21 protein-coding genes are annotated in these 24,372 nt (G+C 59.3%); 16 read left to right on the forward strand and 5 right to left on the reverse strand.

Going from position 1 to position 24,372, the window contains the following annotated elements; translation table 11 throughout:
* Positions 1 to 190: 190 nt before the first annotated feature.
* The gene (locus tag ACVI1L_RS18650; RefSeq protein WP_456783478.1) at positions 191 to 1,519 is read right to left on the reverse strand and encodes an SCP2 sterol-binding domain-containing protein; all 1,329 of its coding nucleotides are present in this window, start codon (positions 1,517 to 1,519) and stop codon (positions 191 to 193) included.
* 201 nt (positions 1,520 to 1,720) lie between these two features.
* Between ACVI1L_RS18650 and ACVI1L_RS18655 the strand changes: the two genes are divergently transcribed.
* The 3 genes from ACVI1L_RS18655 to ACVI1L_RS18665 all read left to right on the forward strand — a co-directional run bounded on the left by ACVI1L_RS18655 (position 1,721) and on the right by ACVI1L_RS18665 (position 5,266).
* Complete coding sequence (locus ACVI1L_RS18655) at positions 1,721 to 2,212, forward strand: MarR family winged helix-turn-helix transcriptional regulator (RefSeq protein ID WP_456783479.1); 492 nt, start codon at positions 1,721 to 1,723, stop codon at positions 2,210 to 2,212.
* 344 nt (positions 2,213 to 2,556) lie between these two features.
* The gene (locus ACVI1L_RS18660) at positions 2,557 to 3,015 is read left to right on the forward strand and encodes a (2Fe-2S)-binding protein (protein ID WP_456783480.1); all 459 of its coding nucleotides are present in this window, start codon (positions 2,557 to 2,559) and stop codon (positions 3,013 to 3,015) included.
* 1 nt (position 3,016) lies between these two features.
* The gene (locus tag ACVI1L_RS18665) at positions 3,017 to 5,266 is read left to right on the forward strand and encodes a molybdopterin cofactor-binding domain-containing protein (RefSeq protein ID WP_456783481.1); all 2,250 of its coding nucleotides are present in this window, start codon (positions 3,017 to 3,019) and stop codon (positions 5,264 to 5,266) included.
* A 144-nt stretch (positions 5,267 to 5,410) separates the two neighbouring features.
* Here ACVI1L_RS18665 and ACVI1L_RS18670 read toward each other — a convergent pair whose 3' ends face one another.
* Positions 5,411 to 6,607 carry an acetyl-CoA C-acyltransferase gene (locus tag ACVI1L_RS18670; RefSeq protein ID WP_456783482.1) on the reverse strand — a complete coding sequence of 399 codons (1,197 nt, stop codon included), beginning with the start codon at positions 6,605 to 6,607 and terminating at the stop codon, positions 5,411 to 5,413.
* Between the two features lie 253 nt (positions 6,608 to 6,860).
* On the opposite strand from ACVI1L_RS18670, the gene ACVI1L_RS18675 reads away from it, so the two are divergent.
* The 4 genes from ACVI1L_RS18675 to ACVI1L_RS18690 all read left to right on the forward strand — a co-directional run bounded on the left by ACVI1L_RS18675 (position 6,861) and on the right by ACVI1L_RS18690 (position 12,105).
* Positions 6,861 to 7,652: a crotonase/enoyl-CoA hydratase family protein gene (locus ACVI1L_RS18675; protein ID WP_456783483.1), complete on the forward strand. Its 792-nt coding sequence runs from the start codon at positions 6,861 to 6,863 to the stop codon at positions 7,650 to 7,652.
* Positions 7,653 to 7,713: 61 nt separating this feature from the next.
* On the forward strand, positions 7,714 to 8,610 hold the full coding sequence (locus ACVI1L_RS18680; protein WP_456783484.1) for an alpha/beta fold hydrolase: 897 nt from the start codon (positions 7,714 to 7,716) through the stop codon (positions 8,608 to 8,610).
* Positions 8,611 to 8,939: 329 nt separating this feature from the next.
* On the forward strand, positions 8,940 to 10,139 hold the full coding sequence (locus tag ACVI1L_RS18685) for an ABC transporter substrate-binding protein (protein WP_456783485.1): 1,200 nt from the start codon (positions 8,940 to 8,942) through the stop codon (positions 10,137 to 10,139).
* 160 nt (positions 10,140 to 10,299) lie between these two features.
* Positions 10,300 to 12,105, forward strand: coding sequence for an AMP-binding protein (locus tag ACVI1L_RS18690; RefSeq protein WP_456783486.1), 1,806 nt, complete (start codon positions 10,300 to 10,302; stop codon positions 12,103 to 12,105).
* Positions 12,106 to 12,223: 118 nt separating this feature from the next.
* Here the strand turns inward: ACVI1L_RS18690 and ACVI1L_RS18695 are convergent, their stop codons facing one another.
* Positions 12,224 to 12,742: a winged helix-turn-helix transcriptional regulator gene (locus ACVI1L_RS18695; RefSeq protein WP_456783487.1), complete on the reverse strand. Its 519-nt coding sequence runs from the start codon at positions 12,740 to 12,742 to the stop codon at positions 12,224 to 12,226.
* Between the two features lie 216 nt (positions 12,743 to 12,958).
* On the opposite strand from ACVI1L_RS18695, the gene ACVI1L_RS18700 reads away from it, so the two are divergent.
* The 6 genes from ACVI1L_RS18700 to ACVI1L_RS18725 all read left to right on the forward strand — a co-directional run bounded on the left by ACVI1L_RS18700 (position 12,959) and on the right by ACVI1L_RS18725 (position 19,210).
* Positions 12,959 to 13,591, forward strand: coding sequence for a DsbA family protein (locus ACVI1L_RS18700; protein ID WP_456783488.1), 633 nt, complete (start codon positions 12,959 to 12,961; stop codon positions 13,589 to 13,591).
* Between the two features lie 298 nt (positions 13,592 to 13,889).
* On the forward strand, positions 13,890 to 14,627 hold the full coding sequence (locus ACVI1L_RS18705) for an SDR family oxidoreductase (RefSeq protein ID WP_456783489.1): 738 nt from the start codon (positions 13,890 to 13,892) through the stop codon (positions 14,625 to 14,627).
* A gap of 12 nt (positions 14,628 to 14,639) precedes the next feature.
* On the forward strand, positions 14,640 to 15,821 hold the full coding sequence (locus ACVI1L_RS18710; protein WP_456783490.1) for an acyl-CoA dehydrogenase family protein: 1,182 nt from the start codon (positions 14,640 to 14,642) through the stop codon (positions 15,819 to 15,821).
* Between the two features lie 21 nt (positions 15,822 to 15,842).
* The gene (locus ACVI1L_RS18715; protein WP_456783491.1) at positions 15,843 to 16,973 is read left to right on the forward strand and encodes an acyl-CoA dehydrogenase family protein; all 1,131 of its coding nucleotides are present in this window, start codon (positions 15,843 to 15,845) and stop codon (positions 16,971 to 16,973) included.
* Positions 16,974 to 16,987: 14 nt separating this feature from the next.
* Positions 16,988 to 18,175: an acetyl-CoA C-acyltransferase gene (locus tag ACVI1L_RS18720; protein WP_456783492.1), complete on the forward strand. Its 1,188-nt coding sequence runs from the start codon at positions 16,988 to 16,990 to the stop codon at positions 18,173 to 18,175.
* A gap of 21 nt (positions 18,176 to 18,196) precedes the next feature.
* Positions 18,197 to 19,210, forward strand: a complete 1,014-nt coding sequence (locus tag ACVI1L_RS18725) for an NAD(P)H-dependent flavin oxidoreductase (RefSeq protein WP_456783493.1) — start codon at positions 18,197 to 18,199, stop codon at positions 19,208 to 19,210.
* Between the two features lie 213 nt (positions 19,211 to 19,423).
* On the opposite strand, the gene ACVI1L_RS18730 is transcribed toward ACVI1L_RS18725, so the two are convergent.
* Together ACVI1L_RS18730 and ACVI1L_RS18735 are read right to left on the reverse strand one after the other, a co-directional pair.
* Complete coding sequence (locus tag ACVI1L_RS18730; protein ID WP_456783494.1) at positions 19,424 to 19,720, reverse strand: YciI family protein; 297 nt, start codon at positions 19,718 to 19,720, stop codon at positions 19,424 to 19,426.
* 250 nt (positions 19,721 to 19,970) lie between these two features.
* Positions 19,971 to 20,873: an SDR family NAD(P)-dependent oxidoreductase gene (locus tag ACVI1L_RS18735; RefSeq protein ID WP_456783495.1), complete on the reverse strand. Its 903-nt coding sequence runs from the start codon at positions 20,871 to 20,873 to the stop codon at positions 19,971 to 19,973.
* A gap of 292 nt (positions 20,874 to 21,165) precedes the next feature.
* On the opposite strand from ACVI1L_RS18735, the gene ACVI1L_RS18740 reads away from it, so the two are divergent.
* From ACVI1L_RS18740 to ACVI1L_RS18750, 3 genes are read left to right on the forward strand one after another with little or no spacing between them, the layout of a single operon-like run.
* Positions 21,166 to 22,206 (forward strand): fumarylacetoacetate hydrolase family protein, encoded by a 1,041-nt coding sequence (locus ACVI1L_RS18740; protein ID WP_456783496.1) that lies wholly within the window; start codon positions 21,166 to 21,168, stop codon positions 22,204 to 22,206.
* A gap of 48 nt (positions 22,207 to 22,254) precedes the next feature.
* Entirely contained in the window at positions 22,255 to 23,052 is a 798-nt protein-coding gene (locus ACVI1L_RS18745) for an enoyl-CoA hydratase/isomerase family protein (protein ID WP_456783497.1), read from the forward strand.
* Position 23,053: 1 nt separating this feature from the next.
* Positions 23,054 to 24,319 carry a CaiB/BaiF CoA transferase family protein gene (locus tag ACVI1L_RS18750; RefSeq protein WP_456783498.1) on the forward strand — a complete coding sequence of 422 codons (1,266 nt, stop codon included), beginning with the start codon at positions 23,054 to 23,056 and terminating at the stop codon, positions 24,317 to 24,319.
* The last annotated feature ends 53 nt before the right edge of the window (positions 24,320 to 24,372 follow it).

The following is a 24,372-nucleotide window of genomic DNA, read 5'->3' on the forward strand; positions in this document are numbered from 1 at the left end:
CTTGCGCAGCCGGTTAAGTAGTCCGAGCCAGATCTCGCCGTCTCCTGGACCGGACCGGGAGGTGCGGCAATAAGATATCAAGATGGACGGCTCAGTCAATTCGAAAAAGGAACTATGAAGTATCGAACCTACGGCGAGTAGGCGCCGAGCCCGACGAGGTCATTACGCTCCGGCTTGCGACGATGTCTTGTCATTTCGGGAAGCAGGCACCGAAGGCCTTCAGGAGTTTAAGAGGACCCTTCAATCGAATCTTTCTCTGCGCGAGCGCTAGGACGACCGAGATCTGACCATTCAAAGTCTTCAGCCAAGCGGCTGAGTCCGCCTGAATCCGCAAGTCCGGGGTACCAATGAGGCCGTCGGTGACGGTCAGCTTCTGATTTTTGATAACCACCGTGGCCTCCTTGGGCTCTTGGCCCGTGAAGACGAAGTGGTAGGTGGCATTCAAACCCTTAGCCCTATTACGCTGGAAAGTAAGCCCCATTCCGAAGAGAAATGCGCCGATACTCGAGGCCCGGGCACTCGAGCGCACAAACCGAAGCGTCTTGTGTGGGAACATCTTCGCTGCGTGACTTACTGCATCGGAATCCCGGACGACATAGAGCGGCTCGACTTTGTCCTGCAACGGTTTGACGATCGTTTCCACGTGCGCTTTGCGGTCCGACAAGTAGCCGGCCATGATGTCTTCGCCGGCGGGACAAACCGCGACGCAGTAGGCAGCATTGTAGTTGGGGCCGTACGAGAGGCTCTGCCAGCGCTTGACTGTTTCTGCCAGCGGCTGGCGTTCACGGTAGTCCTTTGCCGACTTCGCGTCCGCGATGTCCTCGATCCATTGGGCGAATCCGCCCATGAACTGCTGGTAGTTGTGGTTCAGGCAGGAAGAAAAATCGAAATAACCATCTGGCTTGATTGCGCCGACCGGACAGGCGACGACGCAGAGCCTGCACTCGAAGCAGGGATTGTAGTCGAGTGGCTTCGACGGCGCCTCTATGTCGAGATCGACCAGCACAGTGCCCAGAAGGATAAAGCTGCCGAATTTGGGATGGATGACGCTGCGATGGATGCCGCGCTTTCCAACGCCGGCAGCTTCGGCAATGAGCTTGTGCGAGACGACCCATCCTCGTTCCGGGTACTTGTCGAACTCCATGGGGAATGCCATCGGAGGGTTCATCGCAGAGATTCCCATGTCTTCCAGCCGCCGAACCAGCTCGCGCGCGATATCGTCGACGTCGTGAGAAATCTTGTGGAACTCGTTATTGGACGCCGAACGCGCGGGTGAACGGATGGGAGCGCGATTCATCCTGCTCACGATGCTCACCGCCAATCGCGCCCCCGCGAAAGCCCGTCGCGCGTGAACCGCTTCGTCCTTTACCAGAGGGTCATCGAGGCTGACGATACCGCAATCATCTGCACCGCATTCCATGACCAACGCCTTCAAAGCGTCGAGGCTAAGGGATGCAGGCGGTGCCGGAGGGTTAAGTCGTATGCGTTCGGCGATCGGATGGTCCTTAAGTCCCGCCATGCTGGTCTCCTTGAACCGAAGGTGCGTGCGTCCGCGCGCGGTGCGCCGGACATAATTACGGGCATATGAGACTATCATCCGTCGTGCAGGCAAGCAAACTGCCATTTCATTGAGGTTCGTTCGGCGATTTGATGCTAAGGGTCTGGAGCACCTATCCAGGCCACCAAGGAAACCTGAACTTTGGCACGACGTTCGATTCCGATGAGTGATTTTCCTCAGAACTGCACCTGCAGCCAGCTCAGGCGGGCGGCGCGCCGCGTATCTCGGTATTACGATCTCTGCCTTGCCGGTACCGGGCTCAAGTCGACCCAGTACAGCCTGCTGGGCTTCCTCGCCGCGGAAGGCCCGATGACGATGGTCAGCCTGGCAGACATCATGACAATGGATCGAGCGACGGTCGGCCACAATCTCCGGCCGCTCGCGCGGGATGGCTTCCTCAAGATCAAGGTGAGCGAGGAGGATCGGCGGGTGCGGCAGGTTACAATCACGGACCGTGGGCAGGAGGTGCTGTTTGCGGCGCATCCGGCCTGGCAAAAGGCGAGAGCCGGGTTCGAATTGGCGTTTGGGGCGCGCGAGGCCGGCCATCTCCGCGAGCTCATGACGCGTGTTATCGATGCGCCGCTGCCTGAAGCTGGATCGGAGCAGAGCCGTGCCACAGCTTCCGGGCGCCGGGGGCGGCGCAAACCTAGGTAGCTCTGATGCGCCCGCCCGACGCACGACAGCTCCGAACTCGTCCTGCGTCAGTGTTCGCCGAAAGCACGGTGGCTGTCCTCGCGGAGCGGACCGAGCCGCGAGCGTGCCTGGTGGGATCCGAGCATCGTGCTTTCCGAAAATCCAAGCATCGAACGGCTTTGCTGAAACGCGCTTAGTTGCAATTCAGCGGTAACGCAACGCTATTCGATTCTGAATTGGCCGAGGCCTCTGTAACGATCTAATCGTCAAGAATACGTGCCTGGTTCGGCACATCAGATCGGGCTGGCCGCGGCGCTTGGAGAGGCAGGCAGGTGTCGTTGTTCGCAACTACAGGAGCATTCGCAATGCAGTTGACCGTCAACAGTAAGCGCTACGATCTGGATGTTGAACCGGAAATGCCGCTCCTTTGGGTACTCCGAGACGAGCTGGGTATCTCAGGACCGAAGTACGGGTGCGGGGCGGGCCTTTGCGGCGCGTGCACCGTTCATATCGACGGGAAGGCGGTTCGCTCCTGCTCGACCAACGCTGGTGAGGTCCGCGGCAGCATCACGACGATCGAGGGCCTGGGAACTCCCGTAAACCTGCACATTGTTCAGCAGGCTTGGATCGAGCACCAAGTTGCGCAGTGCGGCTATTGCCAGTCCGGACAAATGATGACGGCAGCGGCCCTTCTATCGAAAACCCCCGATCCGTCAGACTCCGAAATCGCCGACGCCATGAGCGGAAATCTTTGTCGATGCGGAACTTACACGCGCATCCACAGCGCCGTCAAAACTGCAGCCCAGATGATGAAGGGGAAATAGCGTGGCTCGGCTCAAGACAATTGCAAGACGCACATTTCTGATCGGCTCCGCTGCGCTCGCCGGGGGCGTCGCCTTCGGCTACTACCGATTGCGCCAGGATCCTCCTAATCCGCTGCTCAAGGACCTCAAGGCGGGTGAAGCCGCGATCACGCCCTACGTCCGCGTCGACGCAAAGGGCGTTACGCTCATCACTCCGCGCGCCGACAAGGGCCAAGGCTCATATTCCATACAGGCTCATCTGATTGCCGAAGAGCTTGACGTAGATCCGCACAAGGTTCGCATCGATCCTGGTCCACCAAACCCGGCCTACTTTAACAGCCGGATCATGGACGACAGTCTGCCCTTCTCTACCATCGACGATGGAGTCATGGCCCGAGGCGCGCGGGGAGGTGGCGAGGTGTTGAGCCGTCTTCTCGGTATGCAGATCACGGGAGGTTCGTCCACCGTACCCGACGGCTATCAGAAACTTCGCATGGCGGGAGCCGTCGCACGCGAGACTTTGAAGGAGGCGGCGGCCAGAAGGTCGGGGGTGTCCCGATCGCAATTGAAGACCAAGGACGGTCAGGTCATCTTGCCTGATGGCAAGTCCGTCACTTACGCGGAGCTGGCCGTTGAGGCAGCGCAGCTTGCACCGGTTACCGATGTCACCCTCCGGCCGGAACAGGAGTGGCGCTACATCGGCAAGAAGATGCGCCGGATCGATATCGTCGCCAAGTCTACCGGTACGCAACAATATGGGATCGATATTCGTCCGGACCGGGTCGTGTATGCCACTGTCCGAGCCAACCCCGGCATGGGAGGCACGATCAAACGATATGATGCCTCTAGCGCGGAAAAGATGAGGGGCGTCAAAAAGATCGTTCCGATCAAAGACGGTGTAGGCGTCATTGCCAATAATACGTGGAGAGCCTTTCAGGCCGCCGCCGCTATCAAGATCGAATGGAACAACCCACCTTATCCGGCCGACTCGGCTGGAATGTGGAAGGTGCTAGAGAATTCATTTTCCAAAGACCAGTATGACAGCCGACTTCGCAATGACGGAGACGTGGAGAAGGCGTTGGCCGGCTCGTCCAAACCGGTTCAGGCGGAGTATCGCACTCCATATCTTGCCCACGCTCCGCTCGAGCCCATGAATGCGGTTGTACTCTACACCAAGGAACGGCTCGACATCTGGACGGGAACGCAGATCCCGGTATTCCTCCAGGCGCATGCGGCGAAGTTGACCCAACTGCCGGAAGAGAAGGTCTTCGTGTACGCTCAGTCGATCGGCGGCAGTTTCGGGGCGCGACTCGACGACACCTATGCGTTGCAGGCGGTCGAACTGGCGATGGCGATGGAAGGCGTTCCAGTCAAGATGACTTGGAGCCGTGAAGAGAACATGGCGCACGACTATCCCCGCCCGATTCAGCTCTCGCGCGCCAAGGGAACCGTTCGCGATGGCATGGTCGAGAGCATGAGCATCGATGTGGCCGGACAATCGATGGGCGCCTCCTGGTTCAATCGGTTACAGGCGCCCGTCCCTCCCGGCCCCGATGTTTCAAGCGTCAACGGTATTTGGGACCAGCCTTTCGCAATACCGAACTTTCGTGTGACGGGTTATAAGTCGAAGGAAATGGTGCCAGTCAGCCCGTGGCGATCGGTTGGAGCGTCCGCCAATGGTTTCCACCATGCTTCCTTCCTAGACGAACTGATCCATGCCGCGGGCGCGGATCCGATGGCAGAGCTCATCCGTCTCTGCAATCATGAGCCGTCCAAGAAGGTGCTGCATACTTTGCGTGATATTTCTGCCTGGACCGGCTCGCGAATCGACGATCGACGAGCCCGCGGCGTGGCGCTGACTTTGTCCTTCGGCGTGCCAATGGCTCAAGTCGTCGAGGTGAGCTACACACCTCAGGGCATCAAGATCGACAAGGTGTATGCCGTTTGCGATGTGGGGCGCATTCTGGACCCGGTCAACTTCGAAGCGCAGGTGCGGGGTGGCGTCATCTGGGCCTTGGGCCACGCCATGAACTGCGAGCTGACCTACGAAAACTTTGCGCCGGTCCAGACCAATTTTCACCTATTCGAGGCCATGAGATTCCATCAGGCACCCGAAATCATTGTCAAGGGATTGGAGCTTGGGGGGGAAGTGCGAGGAATTGGAGAACCGCCCGTTCCGCCGGCGGCACCCGCTCTCGCCAACGCGATCTTTGCTCTCACCGGGAAGCGAGTACGCGAATTGCCTCTAAACAAGAGCGTCAATTTCGCTTGAGGAACTGATTGTCAGAAATCTCGGTCCGCGACGGCCGCTTGGCGGGCCGTCGCTTCGACGACTGTTCCTAGGCGCCATCTGGTGGGACGCTAGTTGCGCCGCTAATTTCGCGACGCTCCAGGCTGGCTACCGGCGCTTAGACTTTCAATTGCTACGGCGTTCGACGGCAATGGCGGTCGCTTCGCCGCCGCCGATACAGAGTGCTGCGACGCCGCGCTTGAGGTTGTTTGCCTCGAGCGCGTGCAGCAGCGTCACGATCAGCCGGGCTCCGGTGGCGCCGATCGGATGGCCGAGCGCGCAGGCGCCACCATTGACGTTCAGCTTCTCGCGGGGAATGCCGAGGTCGCGTTGCGCCGCCATCGCCACCACGGCAAAGGCCTCGTTGATCTCATACAGGTCGACGTCGGAGGCAGCCCAGCCGACCTTGTCGAGCAGCTTGCGGATGGCTGGGATCGGCGCCGTGGTGAACCATTGCGGCTCCTGGCTGTGGGTGGCATGTCCCTTAATCTCGGCCAGCACGGGGAATCCATCGCGATCGGCCAGCGAGCGCCTCGTCAGAACGAGCGCGGCGGCGCCGTCGGCGTTCGCGGAGGAGGCCGCCGGCGTGATGGTGCCATTGGCACGGAACGCTGGCTTCAATCCGGGAATCTTAGCCGGATCGACTTTCAGCGGATGCTCGTCGTTGGCAACGATGCGGGGACCCGCTTTCTCGGTCAGCGTGATCGGCGCGATCTCGGCCTTGAACGCGCCGCCTTCGACCGCCTTGCGCGCGCGGCTGAGCGTCTCCATGGCGTAGGCGTCCTGGTCCTTGCGAGTGAACTGGTAGACTTCCGCGGTCGCCTCGCCGAAATCACCCATGGAGCGCCCGGTCTCATAGGCGTCCTCCAAGCCATCCATCATCATGTGGTCGATGATGCGGTCATGACCGGCGCGATAGCCGCCGCGGGCCTTGGCCAGCAGATAGGGCGCGTTGCTCATGCTCTCCATGCCGCCGGAGACAACGATTTCGGCCGAGCCGGCGTGGATGATGTCGTGCGCCAGCATGGTCGCCTTCATGCCGGAACCGCAGACCTTGTTGACGGTGGTGGCACCGGTCGCATCGGGCAGGCCAGCGCTACGTGCTGCCTGGCGCGCCGGCGCCTGACCCTGGCCGGCCGGCAGCACGCAGCCCATGAAGACCTCGTCCACCTTTGAGGGCGCAAGCTTGGCGCGCTCCAGCGCCGCTCCGATCACATGCGATCCGAGCTTGTGCGCGGCAAGCGGCGACAATTCGCCCATGAAGCGGCCGAGCGGGGTGCGGGCGGCGGAGACAATGACGACGGGATCGGCGGCTTCGGTCACGGAGATGCTCCTCGCTGTTTAATTTTGGCTGACGACCATCATATGATGTATCGATCGAATTGCAATGCTCCTGCCATCGGCGCTCTCAACAACTCTCATCGCCGCATGGGCCCCCCTCGGCGGTCGCATTCATCCTTGAATAGGGTCGGCACAAGATTGTTGTAGCCGGCTTGCGAAGCTCATTGTCAACTCGCCCGCCAGGAAGGTGGGCTTTGGCGACGCGGTGTTGTTTGACGCGTCTGGAGGAACACAAATGAGCGATCAAGAGCCCCCGTCTGGCCGGGTCCGCACAGAAGTTCACGATCGAATCCTCAAGATCGTCATCGACAATCCGGCGAAAAAAAACTCGTTCACGCCCGCCATGATGGTGGAGATGTCGAATGCGATGACGTTGCTGGACAGCAACAACGATTACTGGGCGGGCGTCGTTTGCGCGGAAGGAACGGACTTCACGGCAGGTCTCGACATGCCAAAATTCTTCGGCCCGGGCGCCGAGAAAATAGAGATTTCTCCGAGCAACATCGATGCATTTGCGCTCAAGGGACGATGCCGCAAGCCGATCGTGACGGCAGTGCAGGGCATCGTCTATACGATCGGAATCGAAATGATGCTTGCCGGAGATATCGTTGTCGCTGCTTCGGATAGCCGGTTTTGCCAGATGGAGGCAAAGCGAGGAATAGCACCTTTCGGCGGCGCTCACTTTCGATTCCTGACGCGCGCGGGTTGGGGTGACGCGATGTATCACCTTTTCCTCTGCGACGAGTTCGGTGCTGAGCGAGCGCACACGATTGGCCTCGTGCAGGAAGTGGTCAAGCCCGGAAGCCAGATCGATCGGGCGATGGAGTTGGCGCAGACGATCGTCAAGAATGCGCCGCTCGGCATACAGGTCACAAAGCAAGCCGCGCTGAAGTATATCGAGGCCGCCGAGCGGGATGCCATCGACTACATCCCCAAGATCAAGGATCGAGTTCTCGGTAGCGAAGATATGATGGAAGGCATTCAATCCTTCATCGAACGTCGTTCGGCGGTCTTCCGCGGGAAATAAACCGCGCGGCACAACGCCTGAAAAGCTTGAATTACCGTTCAAAACGAGTTGCACCGCAACGATGATCGACGCTCTCGAGACTTTCGGTGGAAGCTGGCCCTTCCAGCCTCACTTCTTCGAAGGAAACGGCTTCCGAATGCATTACGTCGATGAGGGGAATGGCGATCCCATCGTCTGTCTGCACGGTGAGCCGACGTGGGGCTATCTCTATCGACGCTTCATCCCGCCGCTTGCGGCTTCACGTAGAGTAATCGTTCCCGACCATATGGGTTTCGGCAAGAGCGAGACGCCTCCAGATCGGGAATATTCGCTCAGAACCCACGTCGAGAACTTCACCAAGTTGGTCGAAGCGCTAGATCTCAGGAACATCACGTTCGTTATCCAGGACTGGGGCGGATTGATCGGTTCGGCGTTCGCGCTACGCTATCCCGATCGCGTCAAGCGGCTATTTTTGCTCAACACACTTACTGGCTACGGCAATGCTCCTCCAGGGCTGACGCCGTGGTTCCAGTTCGTCTTTAATCATCACACGGCCGGCACGCTCCCTGAAGTACTCGGGCACCTGGATGTCAACATCCTGAGTGTCATGAAGATCCAGGGCCTGGAGAACCTCTCCGTCGTCAACGCCGATTGGCTCGCGGCTTACGGTTCGCCATTTACGACCAAACAAGAATGTCTCGGTGCGATCGAGTTTCCGCTCGATGCACTGCTCGGCAGAATCCGGCCATACCTCGCGGAAGGCTTTCCACTCATTGACAAGCTGAAGTCCAAGCCGGCGATGCTCGCCGTGGGCATGAAAGATCGCGCCATTGCGCCCGACACACAGATCGCCGATTTTCGCGCGATTTGGCCGGGGAGGCCGATCATAAAGATTCCGAATGCGGGACACTTTAGCCAGGAAGACGCGCCCGATACCGTGATTGCGCTGATCGAGCTTTTCATCGGCAGTACCCAATGACCTGCGCTCCAGTGCCGGCTACCCAGTCCTCGTGAGGCGGTCGCTCGGGCACAATGCAGTGAGTTCCAGTACAGAAGTAACTACTCGAACAGATGCGTGGAGGTTGTCGCGCCCGGATGGCCAAAAAGAACAGTCTCAGCTGATCGTATCGCAGCTGTTAAGTGATGGATGAGCTTGACGAGTTCCAAAAAAGAACGGTATGGTCCGCTAGACCTCTAGCCTGTCACTCCGGTCGGTGCGGAGCCGACGACCGGCGGGCGAGCGCGCAAAGCAGAAGGTCACCAACATACTGGCGTGCCCCGACGGGGGGGGCGTGGGGAGGATGCTCGATGATAGCGAATTGGAAAATCGCGATAGCTCTAGCTGTGCTCTTGAGCGGTCCCGCGTCCGCGGCGGAAGAGCCCGGCATTTCCGAAACTGAGATCAAGATTGGAGGGGTCTTCCCCTTCAGCGGACCGGCGTCACCGATCGGGCTCGTGGGCAAGGGTCTTATCGCCTACATCCAATCGCTGAACGACCGAGGCGGTGTAAACGGCCGCAAGATCAATTACATCGCCTACGATGACTCATACAGTCCGCCCAAGGCGGTGGAGCACGTGCGCAAGCTGGTCGAGAGCGATGAAGTGTCCTTCATGTTCGGCCAACTCGGCACGCCCGGCATCTCGGCTACGGCCAAATATCTCAGGGCGAAAGGGGTGCCCAGCATCGCAATCGTCAGCGGCTCATCCAAGTTCACGGACGTCGCGAATTATCCCCTGACGACGACCGGTCTTGTCAGTTACGATACCGAAGGGAAGATCTACGCCAAGTATCTAACCAAGACGCTTCCCAACGCGAAATACGCAATCCTCTACCAGAACGACGACCTCGGTAAGGACTACGTCAATGCTTTCAAGGCGTATCTCGGGGGCGATTTCGATCGAAAGGTCGTGACCGCCTCTTACGAGGTTGCCGATCCGACGATCGATTCGCAGATCACGAATCTCAAGAGTTCGGGCGCGGAGGCTCTCGTGATCGCCGGGACACCGAAGTTTGCGGCGCAGGCGATCAGGCAGGCCTCGGTGATTGGATGGAAGGCGACCGTAATCATCAATTTCCCTTCCGCATCTGTTGGTGGCACGATCGCGCCGGCCGGACTCGACAAATCGATCGGCGTGATCGCCGGCACGATCACCAAGGACGTCGCAGACGAGACGTGGAAGAACGATCCCGGCCTACAAGATTATAAGAACTTCTTCGAGAAGTATCTGTCCGGTGCCGACATTACCAACGGAACTTATCTGGTCGGATATCAGCAGGGAATTCTGCTCGAGCGGATCCTGAAGCAATGCGGCAACGACCTCTCCCGCAAGAACATCCTGGCGCAAGCAAAGAACCTCAAGAACGTCATTGTCCCCGTCGCACTGCCGGGAATCGAGGTCAACACCAGCGAAAACTCCAACATGATGTGGACGCAAATGCGGCTGCAGCGCTGGACTGGAACGACCTATCAGTTGTTTGGCGATGTGCTTGACTCGAAATCCGAGTAGTCGATCGCCCAGAAAATGGAAAACCGGCGCGCGATCGAATGCGCCGTCGACCTCCTGGGGTAAGCCGTTCGCACAAGTCCGCAAGTTGGTCGGCCGTCAGAAGCGGGATCACACGCGAGTGTGCGGGGCAGCGCTATGGTAAATCATGGGATCATCCTCAATGTCAACGAACGCACCTGTATTCGCGCCCAAAGAGGTCTCTCTGCAGCGTCGGAGCGACGGTACACTTATCTTGAGCTCGCCGATCGAGCTGGGGGAGTGCGACTGGCGGATCACGGACTTCCTGCCGAAATGGGCGAAAGCCGCTCCCGATCGCATTTTCCTGGCTCAACGCAATTCAAGCGGCGAGTGGGACGAGATTACGTATAGCCAGACCTGGTCCTTGGTTCAGGCGGTCGGCCAAAGCCTGATCGAAATGGATGCGAAGCCTTCAGATAGCCTCGCCATCCTCTCCGGGAATTCCATAGAGAACGCGGTGATTTCTTTCGCCGCAATGTCCATCGGCGTGGTTTTTGCGCCGATCTCGCCGAACTACACGTTGATGCCCGGCGGGCTGGCGCGGCTGAAGGATATCGCGGAGGTGCTGCGTCCGAAGTTCGTGTTCGTGCAAAGTGGACGCGATTTCTCCGCTGCCCGCTCCATTCCGGAACTGAAAGCAGCAAGCTGGATCAGCGTGGACGGTGCTCCCGAAACCGTGCGCTTTTCCGACCTGACGACGAAGAGGAGTGACTATGATGGCTTCGAACGCGCGTCCCGCTCCGTATCTTGCGATTCCGTCGCAAAAGTCCTCTTCACATCGGGATCGACGGGCCTTCCCAAGGGCGTCCTGAATACTCACCGCATGATGGCGAGCTCTCTGCAAATGGGCAGCTTGCTGGTGACCCCGTCCGAAGCGCCTGTCCAGGTCGAGTGGATGCCATGGCACCACACCATGGGAAGCAACGTCATTCTGCACGGCATACTCAAGAATGGTGGGACGCTCTACATCGACGACGGCCGGCCGTTGCCGCAACTCTTCCAAAAAACGCTCCTCAATCTCCAAGAGGTTTCACCGACCGCCATGTTCAACGTGCCGGCCGGTTACAATTTCCTTTGCGATGCCATCGAGAAGGATTCCGAGCTTGGCGCGCGCATACTGAAGCGGCTGGATCGGATCAGTTACGCTGGCGCAGCCATCTCGCAGAACACGCTCGAGCGTCTTTACCGGTTGACGTCATCGATTACCGACCGGCGTATTCCTGTCATGTCCGGCTACGGCACGACGGAAACAGCTCCAACGATCAGTACGACCCATTGGGCTACCGATCGACCGGGGGAAATCGGCCTTCCCGCGCCCGGTTTGCAGCTTAAGCTGCTTCCCGTTTCCGATACATACGAGGTGCGGGTCAAAGGTCCCAACGTCACGCCTGGTTATCTCGGTCGGCCGGATTTGACGGAGCAAGCCTTCGATGAAGAAGGCTTCTATCGCATCGGCGACACAGTCTCGTTCATGGACCCCGAGAAACCCGAATCTGGACTTCGCTTTACGGGCCGGATTTCCGAAAACTTCAAGCTGGCGAACGGGACCTGGGTGTCGATCGGGAACATGCGCGCCGCAATTCTGGCGGCTACCCGCGGCGTGCTGTCGGATGTGGTGATTGCAGGCGAGAACCGAGAATACTGCGGTCTGCTTTGTTGGCTGAACCCGACGGAGGCGGCGCGGATCTCTTCGCAGCCGTCTTCCGACCTGATCACCAATCCCGTCGTGGTGCAGTTCCTCAAGGATCGCCTCCAAGAGTACAATCGGACCGTTGGCAGCAGCGAGAAGGCCCACTCGTTCGTGCTGCTCAAGGAGCCGCCGTCAATTGCCGCTGGAGAGATCACCGACAAGGCATATGTCAATCAACGCGCCGTCTTGAAGTGCCGATCGGACCAGGTTGAATCTCTCTACTGCTCGGCCCCGAACCCAGACGTGATCCGAGTTTGAACTTTCGCTCATCGAGCGCCCGGCCGGTGGCCCATATGGAAGCTGATCGCGGTGAAACGGTTAGCTACTCGGTCATTGCTTGCTTAGCGGCTTGGCTGACTTCGCAGGGCAGGGGTGATCAGGCTGCTTTGCGCCGCGCCTTGGGTTTTGGGGCCGGCGCTTTCACGTCGCTTTTCGCAAGGGGGCGCCTGGCACCTGGGCCCGGATGCGTGTGCACTTCTTTGGCCAAAATCGGCTCGCCACACTCGGAGCAAACCATGACGGGGTCGAAGTTCTTAGCGCAGTTGCGATGCTGATGTAGCAGCGGCCGACCGCGTTCGTCTACCATGTGAGTGTCGCCCCAATGGACGATCGCCATCATGATCGGATAGAGATCAAGGCCCTTCTGCGTCAGTATGTACTCGTGGCGCTTGGGCGTTTCCTGATAGGGGACTCGGCGGAGAATGCCTTGCCGGACAAGCTTCTTCAACCGCTCGGCAAGTAGATGGCGCGTTATTCCCAAAGCGGACTGGAATCCCTCGAAGCGGCGAGTACGCAGAAAGCATTCGCGCAGGATAAGCAGTGTCCATCGGTCGCCGATTACCCCGATAGTCCTGGCCATCGAACATGGCTCTTCCTCAAGTTCTTTCCATTTCATCCGCGGTCTCCAATAACCCCAATCATTCTCCCACGAATCTGCGGAGAGAGCGATCGATCGCACCATTCTAGATAGGTACTGATCCCCAAACAATACCCTGCAGATAAGTCTACCAAATCGAGGGGGATTCGGTTTGACAGTTCTAAAACAGAACTGTAAGAAGCCAAGCGACCTCATCGAATGTGCCAATCATCGAATTATCCGGAGAGCGCCGATATGCCCCCGAAAGTAGAGTTCCTGTTCGATTTCGGTAGTCCGAACGCCTATCTGGCTGAGGTCGCAATCCCGGGCATCGAACAGCGTACCGGAGCCAAATTCGAGTACGTTCCGGTTCTTCTTGGCGGCATCTACAAGGCAACCGGAAACATGTCGCCCTTCGATTCCCTGCGTGGAATCAAGAACAAGCCGGAGTACCAGGCGCTCGAGACGCAGCGGTTTATCCGCCGTCATAACGTGACGAAATTCCGCACCAATCCCTTCTTTCCCGTCAATACCCTCATGTTGATGCGCTGCGCGGTTGCGGCGCAGTTCGAGGGAGTGTTCGAGCCCTATTTCAGGGCCGCTTATCATCACATGTGGGAAGAACCGAAGAAGATGGACGATCCTGAGGTTTTCCGGAGCGCATTCATCTCTTCAGGCATCGATATCGGTCGCGTGGCAAAGCGTGCGCAGGAAGACGATGTGAAGAAGAGGCTCATCGAGTTGACCAACGACGCTGTGAGCCGCGGCGCGTTCGGCTCGCCGACATTCTTCGTCGACAAGGAAATGTTCTTCGGAAAGGACCAGTTGCGGGACGTGGAGGAATCCATTGTCGAACAAACCGGCGGGACCACCTCCAAGACCAAGTGATATCTGCATCGAAGTTCGACGATCACGAAATGAGACTCGTCGCTGCTCGCCGTCGATGATCGCAGCGGACCTTGTAGGTAGGGCTTTCGACGGCGCTCGCCGGTCGAGCGCGACCACCGGATTAGGAGCGTTGCTCGCCTTGCGACCTCGAAGCGCTAACGTCAAATATGAATTGACGAGTTCTAAAAAAGAACGGTATGTTTTTTCCATGATGCCGAGAGCGCGTCGACAACGTGGTCCGGCGGGTTCACGGTGAAATCGTTCGCAAGCGACGTATCACCTCACAGGGAGCACGCCCGTGCAGAAAAGAAACGCAACCGCGGCTGTCATCGGCGCCGGCGATTTCATCGGCGGCGAGATCGCCAAAAAGTTTGCCGCAGAAGGCTTCACGGTCTTCGCCGGCCGTCGTAACGGCGAAAAGCTGGCTCCGCTCGTCAAGGACATCGAGGCTGCCGGCGGAGAGATTCACGCCCGTTCGCTCGACGCTCGCAAGGAAGACGAGATCGTCTCCTTCCTGAATGATGCAGACAAGCATGCACCGCTGGAAGTCTGCATCTTCAACATCGGCGCGAACGTCAACTTCCCGATTCTCGAAACCACTGAACGCGTTTTCCGCAAGGTCTGGGAGATGGCCTGCTATTCCGGCTTTCTGGCCGGCCGTGAGGCGGCCCGGCTAATGCTGCCGCGTGGGGGCGGCAATATCTTCTTTACCGGGGCGACCGCCTCCCTCCGCGGCGGCAGCGGTTATGCCGCGTTTGCAAGCGCCAAATTCGGTCTTCGCGCGGTCGCGCAAGCAATGGCCCGCGAGCTTGGCCCGAAGAATATCCACGTCGCGCATCTGATCATCGATTCCGGTGTGGATACCGAATGGGTTCGGCAGCGGCGGCTAGAGGCTCTCGGGCCAAACGCGCTGGACGATCCGGAGGCATTGATGCCGCCGTCCTCCGTTGCTGCATCCTATTGGCAACTCTACCAGCAGCCGAAAAGCGCGTGGACGTTCGAGCTGGAGATTCGTCCTTTCGGCGAAAAGTGGTGAGGAGCAAATAGTATGGAGCTGGCGCTTTCTCCAGAGGATGCCGCATTTCGCGACGAGGTGCGATCCTTCATCGCGGAAAACTACCCTGCGGAAATGCGCGTCCCGAACCCGGAGACCGACCTGACCAAGGAGCAATCGCTGCTTTGGCATCGCATTCTGCACCAAAAGGGCTGGATTGCGCCTCTCTGGCCCAAGGAGTATGGCGGGCCGGGCTGGCCGATTACGCGCCGCTTCATCTTCGAACAGGAGACCAGCCGCGCCGGCACGCTGCCGCCCTTGGCATTCAGCGTCACAATGGTTGGGCCCGTCATCTACACGTTCGGTAACGAGGCCCAGAAGAAGAAGTTTCTTCCGCGTATTCTGTCTGGCGAGGACTGGTGGTGCCAGGGCTATTCCGAGCCGGGCTCTGGCTCGGACCTGGCAACCGTCCGCACCAAGGCCGTGCGCGACGGCGATCACTATATCGTCAATGGCCACAAGACCTGGACGACGCTCGCTCAGCATGCGGACTGGATCTTCTGCCTGGTTCGGACCGATCCGAATGCGAAGCCGCAATCCGGCATCTCATTCCTGCTGATCGACATGAAGTCGCCTGGCGTGACTGTGCGGCCGATCATCACGATCGACGGCAGCCACGAGGTCAACGACGTGTTTCTGGAGGACGTCCGTGTCCCAGTCGAAAACCTGATCGGCGAGGAAAACAAGGGTTGGACCTACGCCAAGTTCCTGCTGGGCAACGAACGAACCAGCATGGCCGGCATCGGCCGGTCGACGCGCTACATCAACAAACTGAAGCAGATCGTAGAAGCCGAGGTCCCGTCAGACGATCCGACGTATCTCGACTTCCTGCGCGAGATCGCCCTTGTGGAACTGGACGTTCTGGCGCTCGAGGCGACCGAGCTGCGAGTCGTGGCTCAGATGGCACGCGGCATCGACCCTGGACCGGCTGCATCACTCTTCAAGATCCGTGGCACCGAGATCTTCCAGAAGATCACCGAATTGACCCATCGTGCGATCGGCAGTTTCGGGCTCGCACTGCGAGAGCATCCGGCCGGCGCCAATCACTTCATGCCCGGCTCCGAATACGGGCACACCGCGTCGGAGAAGTACCTGAATTCTCGCAAGCTCAGCATCTACGGCGGGTCGAACGAGATTCAGCGCAACATCATCGCAAAAGCGGTGCTTGGTCTCTAATCGGCGTATCGAGAGGGTCGGATGGATATTCAGTTTACTGAAGAGCAGGAATTGCTGCGGTCCAGCATCCAGCGACTACTGCGCGATCAATACGATTTCGAGGCGCGCCGCAAGATCGTCGCCGACGAACAAGGGTTTAGCCGCAAGCAATGGGCGGCGTTTGCCGAACTCGGCCTGCTGGCGGCACCCTTCGCCGAGGATGCCGGCGGCCTCGGCGGTGGCCCGCTATCGACCATGATCATCGCGCATGAATTCGGGCGCCATCTTGTCGTCGAGCCGTTCGTCGAGACGGTGGTGCTGGCCGGCGGCCTGATCGAACGACTAGGCGATGATGCGCAGAAGCAGGGCTTCATCCCCGATATCATTGACGGCAAAAAGATCTGGACGCTGGCCTGGACGGAGAAGGGGGGCCGGTTCGATCTCGCAGACGTGACGACCACCGCGCGACGTGAGGGCGATGACTATGTCCTGAACGGCGGAAAGTCGGCGGTGATTGCGGCGCCCTGGGCCGATTACCTTGTCGTCTCAGCGCGCACCTCGGGTAGTCGAAAGGACCACGGTGGCGTCAGTCTGTTTGTAGTCGACCGCCGGGCGCCCGGCGTTGATCTGCAGAGCTTCAAAACCATCGACGGCCGTCGCGCCGCCGAGATCAGTCTGCGCAATGTCCGCGGGCAGCTGCTCGGCAAGGAAGGGGAGGGCGTTGCCGCCCTGGAGACCTGCCGCGACCGCGCCATCGGCGCGCTCTGTGCGGAAGCGGTCGGTGCCATTGGCGAACTGAATTCTGCCACACTGGAATATTCGAAGACCCGCAAGCAGTTTGGCGCCACCATCGGTTCGTTTCAGGTGCTGCAGCATCGGATGGTCGATATGTTCATCGCCCATCAGGAGGCGCTCTCCCTGATGCAGCATCTCAATCTCAGCATCAGTGGCGGTGAAGCCGAGCTCTCGCGGCTCGCCTCCGGCGCCAAGACGAAGATCGGCTATGCGGCCAAGTTCGTCGCCGACCAGGCTGTGCAGCTGCATGGCGGCATGGGCATGACCGACGAGCTCAACGTGGGCCACTATTTCAAGCGGATCTCTTCCATCAACATCCAGTTCGGCGACCCCGCGTTCCACGTCCTGCGCTATGCACGACTGGGCGCGGCCGCGTAAGAAAAGAGGCGAGTATGACGACAGAAGCAGTAATCGTTTCCACCGCTCGTACCGCGGTCGGCAAAGCCTACCGTGGATCCCTCAACAACACGGAGGGACCGACCATGGCCGGTCACGTCATGGCCGAGGCGGTGAAGCGCGCCGGCATTGCGCCGGGCGAGGTCGAAGACGTGGTAATGGGCTGCGCCATGCAGCAAGGCACGATGGTGATGAACGTCGCCCGCAAGGGGGCGATCCGTGCGGGCTTGCCGGTGACTGTTGCCGGAACAACGATCGACCGGCAATGCGCGTCGGGCCTGCAGGCGATCGCCGTGGCGGCTCGTTCTGTGATGCTTGATGGCGTGGACATTGCGATCGGCGGTGGCATCGAGTCGATCAGCCTGGTGCAGAACGAGCACATGAACAAGTTTCACATGGTCGATGATGAATTGATGGCGATGAAGCCGGACATGTACATGTCGATGCTCGAGACGGCAGAAACAGTCGCCGAGCGCTACAAGATCGGCCGCGACAAGCAGGATGAATACAGCCTCGAGAGCCAGCGCCGCGTCGGAGCTGCTCTGCAGAGCGGCCGGTTTGACCAGGAGATCGTTCCGATCACGACGAAAATGGCGCTCGTCAACAAGGAGACCAAGCAGGTCTCTTATGAACAGGTGACCCTCACCAAGGACGAAGGCCCGCGTCCCGATACAACGGCAGAAGGCCTCGCTAAGATCAAGCCGGTGTTCGAGGGCAAAACCATCAGCGCCGGCAATGCGAGCCAGCTTTCGGACGGTGCTTCGGCATGCGTGATCATGAGCGATAAGATGGCGGCCAAGAAGGGGCTCAAGCCGCTCGGCATCTTCCGAGGCTTCGTTGCAGCGGGCGTCGAGCCGGACGAGATGGGTATCGGCCCGGTCGTTGCGATCCCCCGCCTGCTGAAGCGTCACAACCTGAAGATCGACGACATCGATCTTTGGGAGCTCAACGAGGCTTATGCCGTTCAGGTGATCTATTGCCGCGACAAGCTCGGCATCGACCCGAACAAGCTCAACGTCAACGGCGGTTCGATCGCGATCGGACATCCCTATGGCATGACCGGCGCGCGGCTCACTGGCCACCTTCTGATCGAGGGGCGACGACGAAAGGCAAAGTATGGCGTCGTGACCATGTGCATTGGTGGCGGCATGGGCGCGGCGGGCCTTTTCGAAATCATCCATTGAACGGCATAGCGGGAGATCATCGTGAAGACAGCGATCACTGAACTGTTCGGTATCCAACATCCGATTATTCAGGGCGGGATGCACTATGTCGGGTTCGCCGAACTCGCAGCCGCGGTGTCGAACGCCGGCGGTCTCGGCCTCATTACCGGCCTCACCCAGAAGACGCCCGAACTGCTGGCCAAGGAGATCGCGCGCTGTCGGGACATGACGGACAAGCCGTTCGGCGTCAATCTTACTTTTCTGCCGAGCTTCACCGCGCCCCCCTATCCCGAGTATATCGCCGCGATCAAGGAAGGTGGCATCAAGGCGGTCGAGACCGCCGGACGCAGCCCGGAGGAGTACATGCCGGCGCTGAAGGCCGCCGGCATCAAGGTGATCCATAAATGCACTTCGGTGCGGCATTCGCTGAAGGCCGAGAAGATCGGCTGCGATGCGGTCAGCGTCGATGGCTTCGAGTGCGGTGGCCATCCCGGCGAGGACGACATGCCAAACATGATCCTGCTGCCTCGTGCGGCCGACGAGCTCAAGATCCCGTTCGTTGCGTCGGGGGGCATGGCGGATGCGCGCAGCCTCGTCGCGGCCCTCTCCATGGGGGCGGCGGGCATGAACATGGGCACGCGCTTTGTTGCCACCAAGGAGGCGCCGGTCCACGACAATGTGAAGCAAGCACTGGTCAAGGCGACTGAGCTTGACACCGTTCTCGTCATGCGCGCGCTACGCAACACCGAGCGCGTGTTGAAAAACAAGGGCGTCAATGAGCTGATCGAGATCGAGCGCGAGAAGGGCGCGAGCTTGAAGATCGAGGATATTCTCGACCAGGTTGCGGGCGTCTACCCCAAGGTGATGTTGGAGGGCGACATGGATGCCGGGGCCTGGAGCTGCGGCATGGTTGTCGGGCTGATCAACGATATTCCGACCGTCAAGGAATTGATCGATCGCATCATGGATGGTGCCGAACGCATCATCCGGCAGCGGCTGACAGGCTTTCTCGATGGTGTGAGCGCGGGCTCCGTCCCGGTACGCGCAATCGCCTGACGCTTCTGAGAAGTACTGGGTTAACGAACAGGACGCTCGATATTCTAGCGTCCTGTTCCCTTACACCTTGTATGTTCGTCAGCCACGCCGATCATTGAAAAGAGAGGTGTCGCTGCTTACTCGGCCGATTTTTGCATCGCACTCGAGCGCGCATCCGAGAGACAAGCTCCGGATTCGCTCGGCATTTGGCTCTGAAGGTGATGGACGCGGGGTTTAGCCCCGAGCCGCCAAATGACGCATCGGATAGTGCTCATAGTGTCCGGCGCCGTTCTTCACTATGGGATCCTGTGAGGTAATCGCTTCGATGTTCTCATCGTCGGCGATCTGGTAGAGTGAGACGCCATAACCGCCACTCGGATCCATGACGGGGCCGTGAGCGACGACTATTCCTTTGGCGAGCAGATCGTCCAAGAACGCTCCATGCTGCTTCATCCACTTTGCTTCGTCGGCCGTCATCGTCGTTATAAAATCGGCCCGCGGCGGAATGAATTTGCAGAGGTAAGCCTTCATGTCTGGACTCCAAGCTTAGAGGCAGTGGTGACACGCCCGTCGATTTGCCAACCCTTATCGGGGGCTTGGTCGTGTCGCAACTATCAAATTATAAGTCACTATCTAAGATATATAAACCTCGTATTTGACGGGACGATCAGATTTTCAAGATCGGTTTCGGTTGCCGTAACTGACATGGACCGCCGGTTTGCGCTGCTATGCACCGACGATGATGCACCGCGAAGACATCGTAATCTTGACGCGGTCTCGCTTAACCTCCGGTCATATAAAAGCCCGCGTGGCGCAGAACGAAATCGTAAACGCTGAGCGGCGGCTTGCCGGTGATCTTCTCGACATCCGATGTCAACCTGTCGTATCGATTCTGCTGTTTGAGAAGAGCCATTGTCGCAAGATGGGAAAGCGCATGGGGAGGCAATCTTCCGTTATCCTCCAACTGCTTGCGCCAAGGTTCCCAGGGAACGTTGACATAAGTGATCGGGCTTCCGAGCGCCTTGGAGAACTCTTCGGCAATTCCGTTCATGTCCTGTGACCGGGGTCCCGTCAGTTCATAAATCTTGCCGATATGCGGGGCTGGGTCTTCGAGGATGGTTGCGATCACGCGCGCAACATCTTCACTCGCTATCGGCGAAGTCTTCCCGTTTCCGAAAGGCAGACGAATTTGTCCATGGTCGCGGATGGAGCTCGCGGACAGTCGAAGGAAAAAGGTGTCCAGGAATGCCGTGGGGCGGACATGTACGACGGGTAGTCCGGACCAATTCAACGCCTGTTCTGCGAGCCAGTGCAGCTTTTGCTGCGGGCTGTCGGTCGTCGAATTGATGCTCATCTGCGATACGGTCATCTGAGAGATGTTCACGAACGCGCTTACCTTGTGGTGTTTCGCGACGGCTGCGGCGTTGACGGTCGCCTCCAGATATGAAGGTGAAACGGCCATACCGAAGTAGACCCGCTCGCAACCTTCGATCGCTCGATGCATGGCATGCAGGTCGAGAAGATCGCCAACAACGATCTCAACCCCTAAGTTGGCCAGCTTGGCCGATCGAGCGTCCTCGCTGCGGACGAGGGCTCGTACCTTCGAGCCCCGTTCGACCAGCAGCTTGCACGCAACATGGCCAATGGTTCCGGCGGCGCCGGTGATCAAGATGGGGGATTGCATGTTTACTCCTCGCGTAGACCGTGCCTACCCGCACCAGCGGCGTCCAATTATGGGCATATCAGACTATTTTATACGCTGGCAATGCAGGCTACGCAACGATCCATCTTCGCGTGGCTTGCAGTAGAGACCGCCCCACTACCGGCCGCGGCGATGGCGCTGGCGGCTTGGCGCTCATGTTGATACCGGTCACGGCTAGACGTCCGAGGCTCACTGGCCGTATGACTTGTAAAACAATAGCCACCAGATATGCTCAGTCCCAAGAAACGAGAATGTCAGATCACGGGAGGGACTCTTGAAACTAGCTACCCATCGGTCCAACGGTCGAAATAAGGTCGCGTTGGTTCATGCCGGCGATACACGGCTGTTTGATCTCGCTTCCGCATCCGAGCGTGCCGGCAAGGCAAATCCTGCCTTCAATTCGATGCTCGAGTTCATCGACAACGGCGATGCGTCGCTCGATGCGGCGTCGGCCCTGTTCAGCCGATACGGCCAGGATCGAGATCTGTCGTCCGATGTCGCCGCATCCGAACTTCTCGCCCCTCTGCCGGAGCCGCGTCAAATGCGCGACGGCATGTCATTTCCCGTGCATATCGTTCAAGGCCCGATCGGGCACCTCAAGCTACAGGCACGAAAGGCCGGCGATGCGGTTGAGCTCGCCCGCCTTCAGGCGGCGCCTCTGCCTGAACTGCCGGAAATCTATCGCAGGCAGCCGATCTACTACATCACGAACCGCTTTAGCGTCGGAGGCCCCAACACCACTGTTAGATGGCCCCGCTATAGCCAAGTGATGGACTACGAGTTGGAGTTCGGCATCATCACCAAGAATAAGGGCGCGAACATCTCCAAAGCGAAAGCGCGCGATCACATATTCGGGTTCACGATCTTTAATGATTTTTCCGCGCGCGACGCCCAGCGGGTGGAGATGGAAGGCAGGCTGGGGCCAGCCAAAGGCAAGAGCTTTGACGGCGGCAACGTGCTCGGGCCCTGGATCGTGACGCCAGATGAAATAGGCGATCCTTACAAGCTCACCATGGAGGCGCGCGTCAACGGGGAGACCCGTTCGCGAGGTACAAGCGAAGGCATGCTGTTTTCGTTCGAAGAAATCATCGCGCACGTGACGCGGGATGAGACGCTGATGCCGGGTGAGTTCATCGGCTCGGGTACGGTCGGCAATGGCTGTGGTCTCGAACTCGGATGGTACCTCGAGCATTCGGATACTATCGAGCTCGAGGTCGAGAAGATCGGAGTCTTGAGAAACAGAGTCATGCGTCAGGATGCGCCGGAAAATGGAGGCTTGCAAAATGCAAGTCATGATGTGAAAATCCCCTTATAGGGAAATAAAGGCCGTTACGGAGCGGCGTCGACGACCAGGGAGGCGGCTTTGTCTGAAGAGGCGTTGGTAACGCGCGACGAGCGCGGAAATATCTCGGTTCTGACCATGGTCTACCGGCCGTACAATTTGCTCGGCCCCAAGTTCCTCAGTGCGATCGTTCAGCAGGTTGAGGCGGCTCAGAAGTCCGGAAGCCGTGCGATCGTCATCCGCAGCGGGTTGCGCCATTTCTCAGCCGGCGCGGATTTGGATATTTTCGAGACGCAAGTAGCGGCCGACGATGCCGAACGGAGCGGCGCGAATTTGCGGCGAACGAACGTCGACTTCCTGCGCTTCATGGAGCTGTTGCCGGTTCCGTTGATTGCGAGCATCCACGGTGTCTGCCTGGGTGGTGGGCTCGAACTCGCCCTATCCTGCGACTACATCATCGCGGCTAGCTCGGCGAAGATCGGCTCGGTCGAGGCGACGCTGGGGCTGCATCCGTTGCTGGGCGGGATCCAGCGTCAGGTGCAACGGATCGGCGCGCAGCGTGCCAAGGAAATGTCGATGTTGGCGCGCCGCTACGACGCACCGACGCTTGAGAAATGGGGGCTGATCAATCTAACGGTGCCGGAGGAATCCTTGGAGGCTGCGACGATGGCAATCGCGGAGGAGTTTGCGCAGGGCCCCACGGTCGCGCATGCCGCCACCAAGGAGCTCGCATACATCGCAGTCAACGAAGGCGTCGCGGCAGCCGACGAGGCAATGGCGAGAGTGCAGGCCGCGATATGGGCGTCGGAGGATCTGAAGACCGGCCTTGCGTCATATCGCAAGAACGGTCCTGGTCTCGCAAAGTTCGCGGGGCGCTGACATGAGTGGTCCCCTCAGTGGAATTCGAGTCGTGGATTTCTCCCGCGTCCTGGCGGGCCCCCTGTGCGCGAGGACGCTGCAGGATCTCGGCGCCGAGGTCATCAAGATCGAACCGCCAAGCCCCGATGTCAGTCGGTTCGCGTTTCCGTCCACGGATGGGATGTCAGGCTATTACGCGCAGCAGAATGCCGGCAAACGCAACGTCAGCATCAATCTCAACCTGCCGGGCGCCTATGAATTGGTCCTGAAGCTTTGTGACACGGCGGATGTCGTGGTCGAGAACTTCCGCGCAGGCACGCTGAATTTCTTCGGGCTCGACTACGATACGCTATCCAAGCGCAACCCGAAATTGATCTACGCTTCCATCACCGGATATGGGCAGGGTGGCCCCTGGCGCAGCCGGATGGCGTACGCGCCGACCGTGCAGGCCGAGGCCGGCTTTACTCATAACAGTATTCGTCACTATGGCGAGGCGTTGACCGAGCCGCGCACCGACAGCCTCTCGCATGCGGACGTCTACACCGGATTGCAGGGAGTGATCGCGATCCTCGCGGCTCTCAACAGCCGACAGAAGACCGGGCAGGGCCAGTATGTAGACATCGCCATGGCGGCGACGCTGCTGGCGGTCAACGAACGAGCCCACGTCGATCTGTCCGACGACGACATCGGCGCGGAGCCGGCGGTGTTGGGGGCGACCGACTGCTCGTTCTTCATAGGGCCGCAAGGCGAAGAGTTCACCGTCGCAACGAGCATCATCGGCAGCCTGACGTTTCCGTCCTGGCTGAGAGCGATGCGTCGCGTCGATCTGATCGAGGATCCACGGTTCGCCACGGCGGCGGCGCGCCGGTTGAACTTCGGTTTGCTGCATCAGATCATCCAGTCCTGGATACTGACGTTTCCGGACATGGCGACGCTGGATGCGCAGTTCGACGAAGCCAAAATCGCGATGGGTGAGATCCGCTCCATTAAGGAGCTCGCATCTTCAGAGTGGAGCGACTATTGGGGCGCGGTCCAACGCGTTCCCGATCGAAGCGGCGGGGAATACCGGTTGCCGGGGCGACCGTGGCACTTTTCGGTCGACCAACTGTCGCCGATTGGAGCGCCGGCCTTTCAGGGAGAACACAACTTTGCGGTTTTCAGCGAATTCGGCATCAGCGAAGAAGAGTTGAAGCGATTGAGCGAAGCGGGCGTTTTGGTCTCTCATAGGCGTGCCCTGGGGCCCGACGTGACCACCAAGACGAAAAGCGAGCCCGGACAGGCCGCCTGAGGAATAGACGCGAAAAGGCTCGAACTGGACATACACGAATCCCGCTCGATTTG

This window comes from Bradyrhizobium sp. USDA 4516, from assembly GCF_054055915.1.

Bases quoted from the DNA above. Each gene is read 5' to 3' on its own strand.
- ACVI1L_RS18650 (WP_456783478.1), bottom strand. From the start codon at position 1,519: ATGGCGGGACTTAAGGACCATCCGATCGCCGAACGCATACGACTTAAC.
- ACVI1L_RS18655 (WP_456783479.1), top strand. From the start codon at position 1,721: ATGAGTGATTTTCCTCAGAACTGCACCTGCAGCCAGCTCAGGCGGGCG.
- ACVI1L_RS18660 (WP_456783480.1), top strand. From the start codon at position 2,557: ATGCAGTTGACCGTCAACAGTAAGCGCTACGATCTGGATGTTGAACCG.
- ACVI1L_RS18675 (WP_456783483.1), top strand. From the start codon at position 6,861: ATGAGCGATCAAGAGCCCCCGTCTGGCCGGGTCCGCACAGAAGTTCAC.
- ACVI1L_RS18680 (WP_456783484.1), top strand. From the start codon at position 7,714: ATGATCGACGCTCTCGAGACTTTCGGTGGAAGCTGGCCCTTCCAGCCT.
- ACVI1L_RS18685 (WP_456783485.1), top strand. From the start codon at position 8,940: ATGATAGCGAATTGGAAAATCGCGATAGCTCTAGCTGTGCTCTTGAGC.
- ACVI1L_RS18690 (WP_456783486.1), top strand. From the start codon at position 10,300: ATGTCAACGAACGCACCTGTATTCGCGCCCAAAGAGGTCTCTCTGCAG.
- ACVI1L_RS18695 (WP_456783487.1), bottom strand. From the start codon at position 12,742: ATGAAATGGAAAGAACTTGAGGAAGAGCCATGTTCGATGGCCAGGACT.
- ACVI1L_RS18700 (WP_456783488.1), top strand. From the start codon at position 12,959: ATGCCCCCGAAAGTAGAGTTCCTGTTCGATTTCGGTAGTCCGAACGCC.
- ACVI1L_RS18710 (WP_456783490.1), top strand. From the start codon at position 14,640: ATGGAGCTGGCGCTTTCTCCAGAGGATGCCGCATTTCGCGACGAGGTG.
- ACVI1L_RS18715 (WP_456783491.1), top strand. From the start codon at position 15,843: ATGGATATTCAGTTTACTGAAGAGCAGGAATTGCTGCGGTCCAGCATC.
- ACVI1L_RS18720 (WP_456783492.1), top strand. From the start codon at position 16,988: ATGACGACAGAAGCAGTAATCGTTTCCACCGCTCGTACCGCGGTCGGC.
- ACVI1L_RS18730 (WP_456783494.1), bottom strand. From the start codon at position 19,720: ATGAAGGCTTACCTCTGCAAATTCATTCCGCCGCGGGCCGATTTTATA.
- ACVI1L_RS18735 (WP_456783495.1), bottom strand. From the start codon at position 20,873: ATGCAATCCCCCATCTTGATCACCGGCGCCGCCGGAACCATTGGCCAT.
- ACVI1L_RS18750 (WP_456783498.1), top strand. From the start codon at position 23,054: ATGAGTGGTCCCCTCAGTGGAATTCGAGTCGTGGATTTCTCCCGCGTC.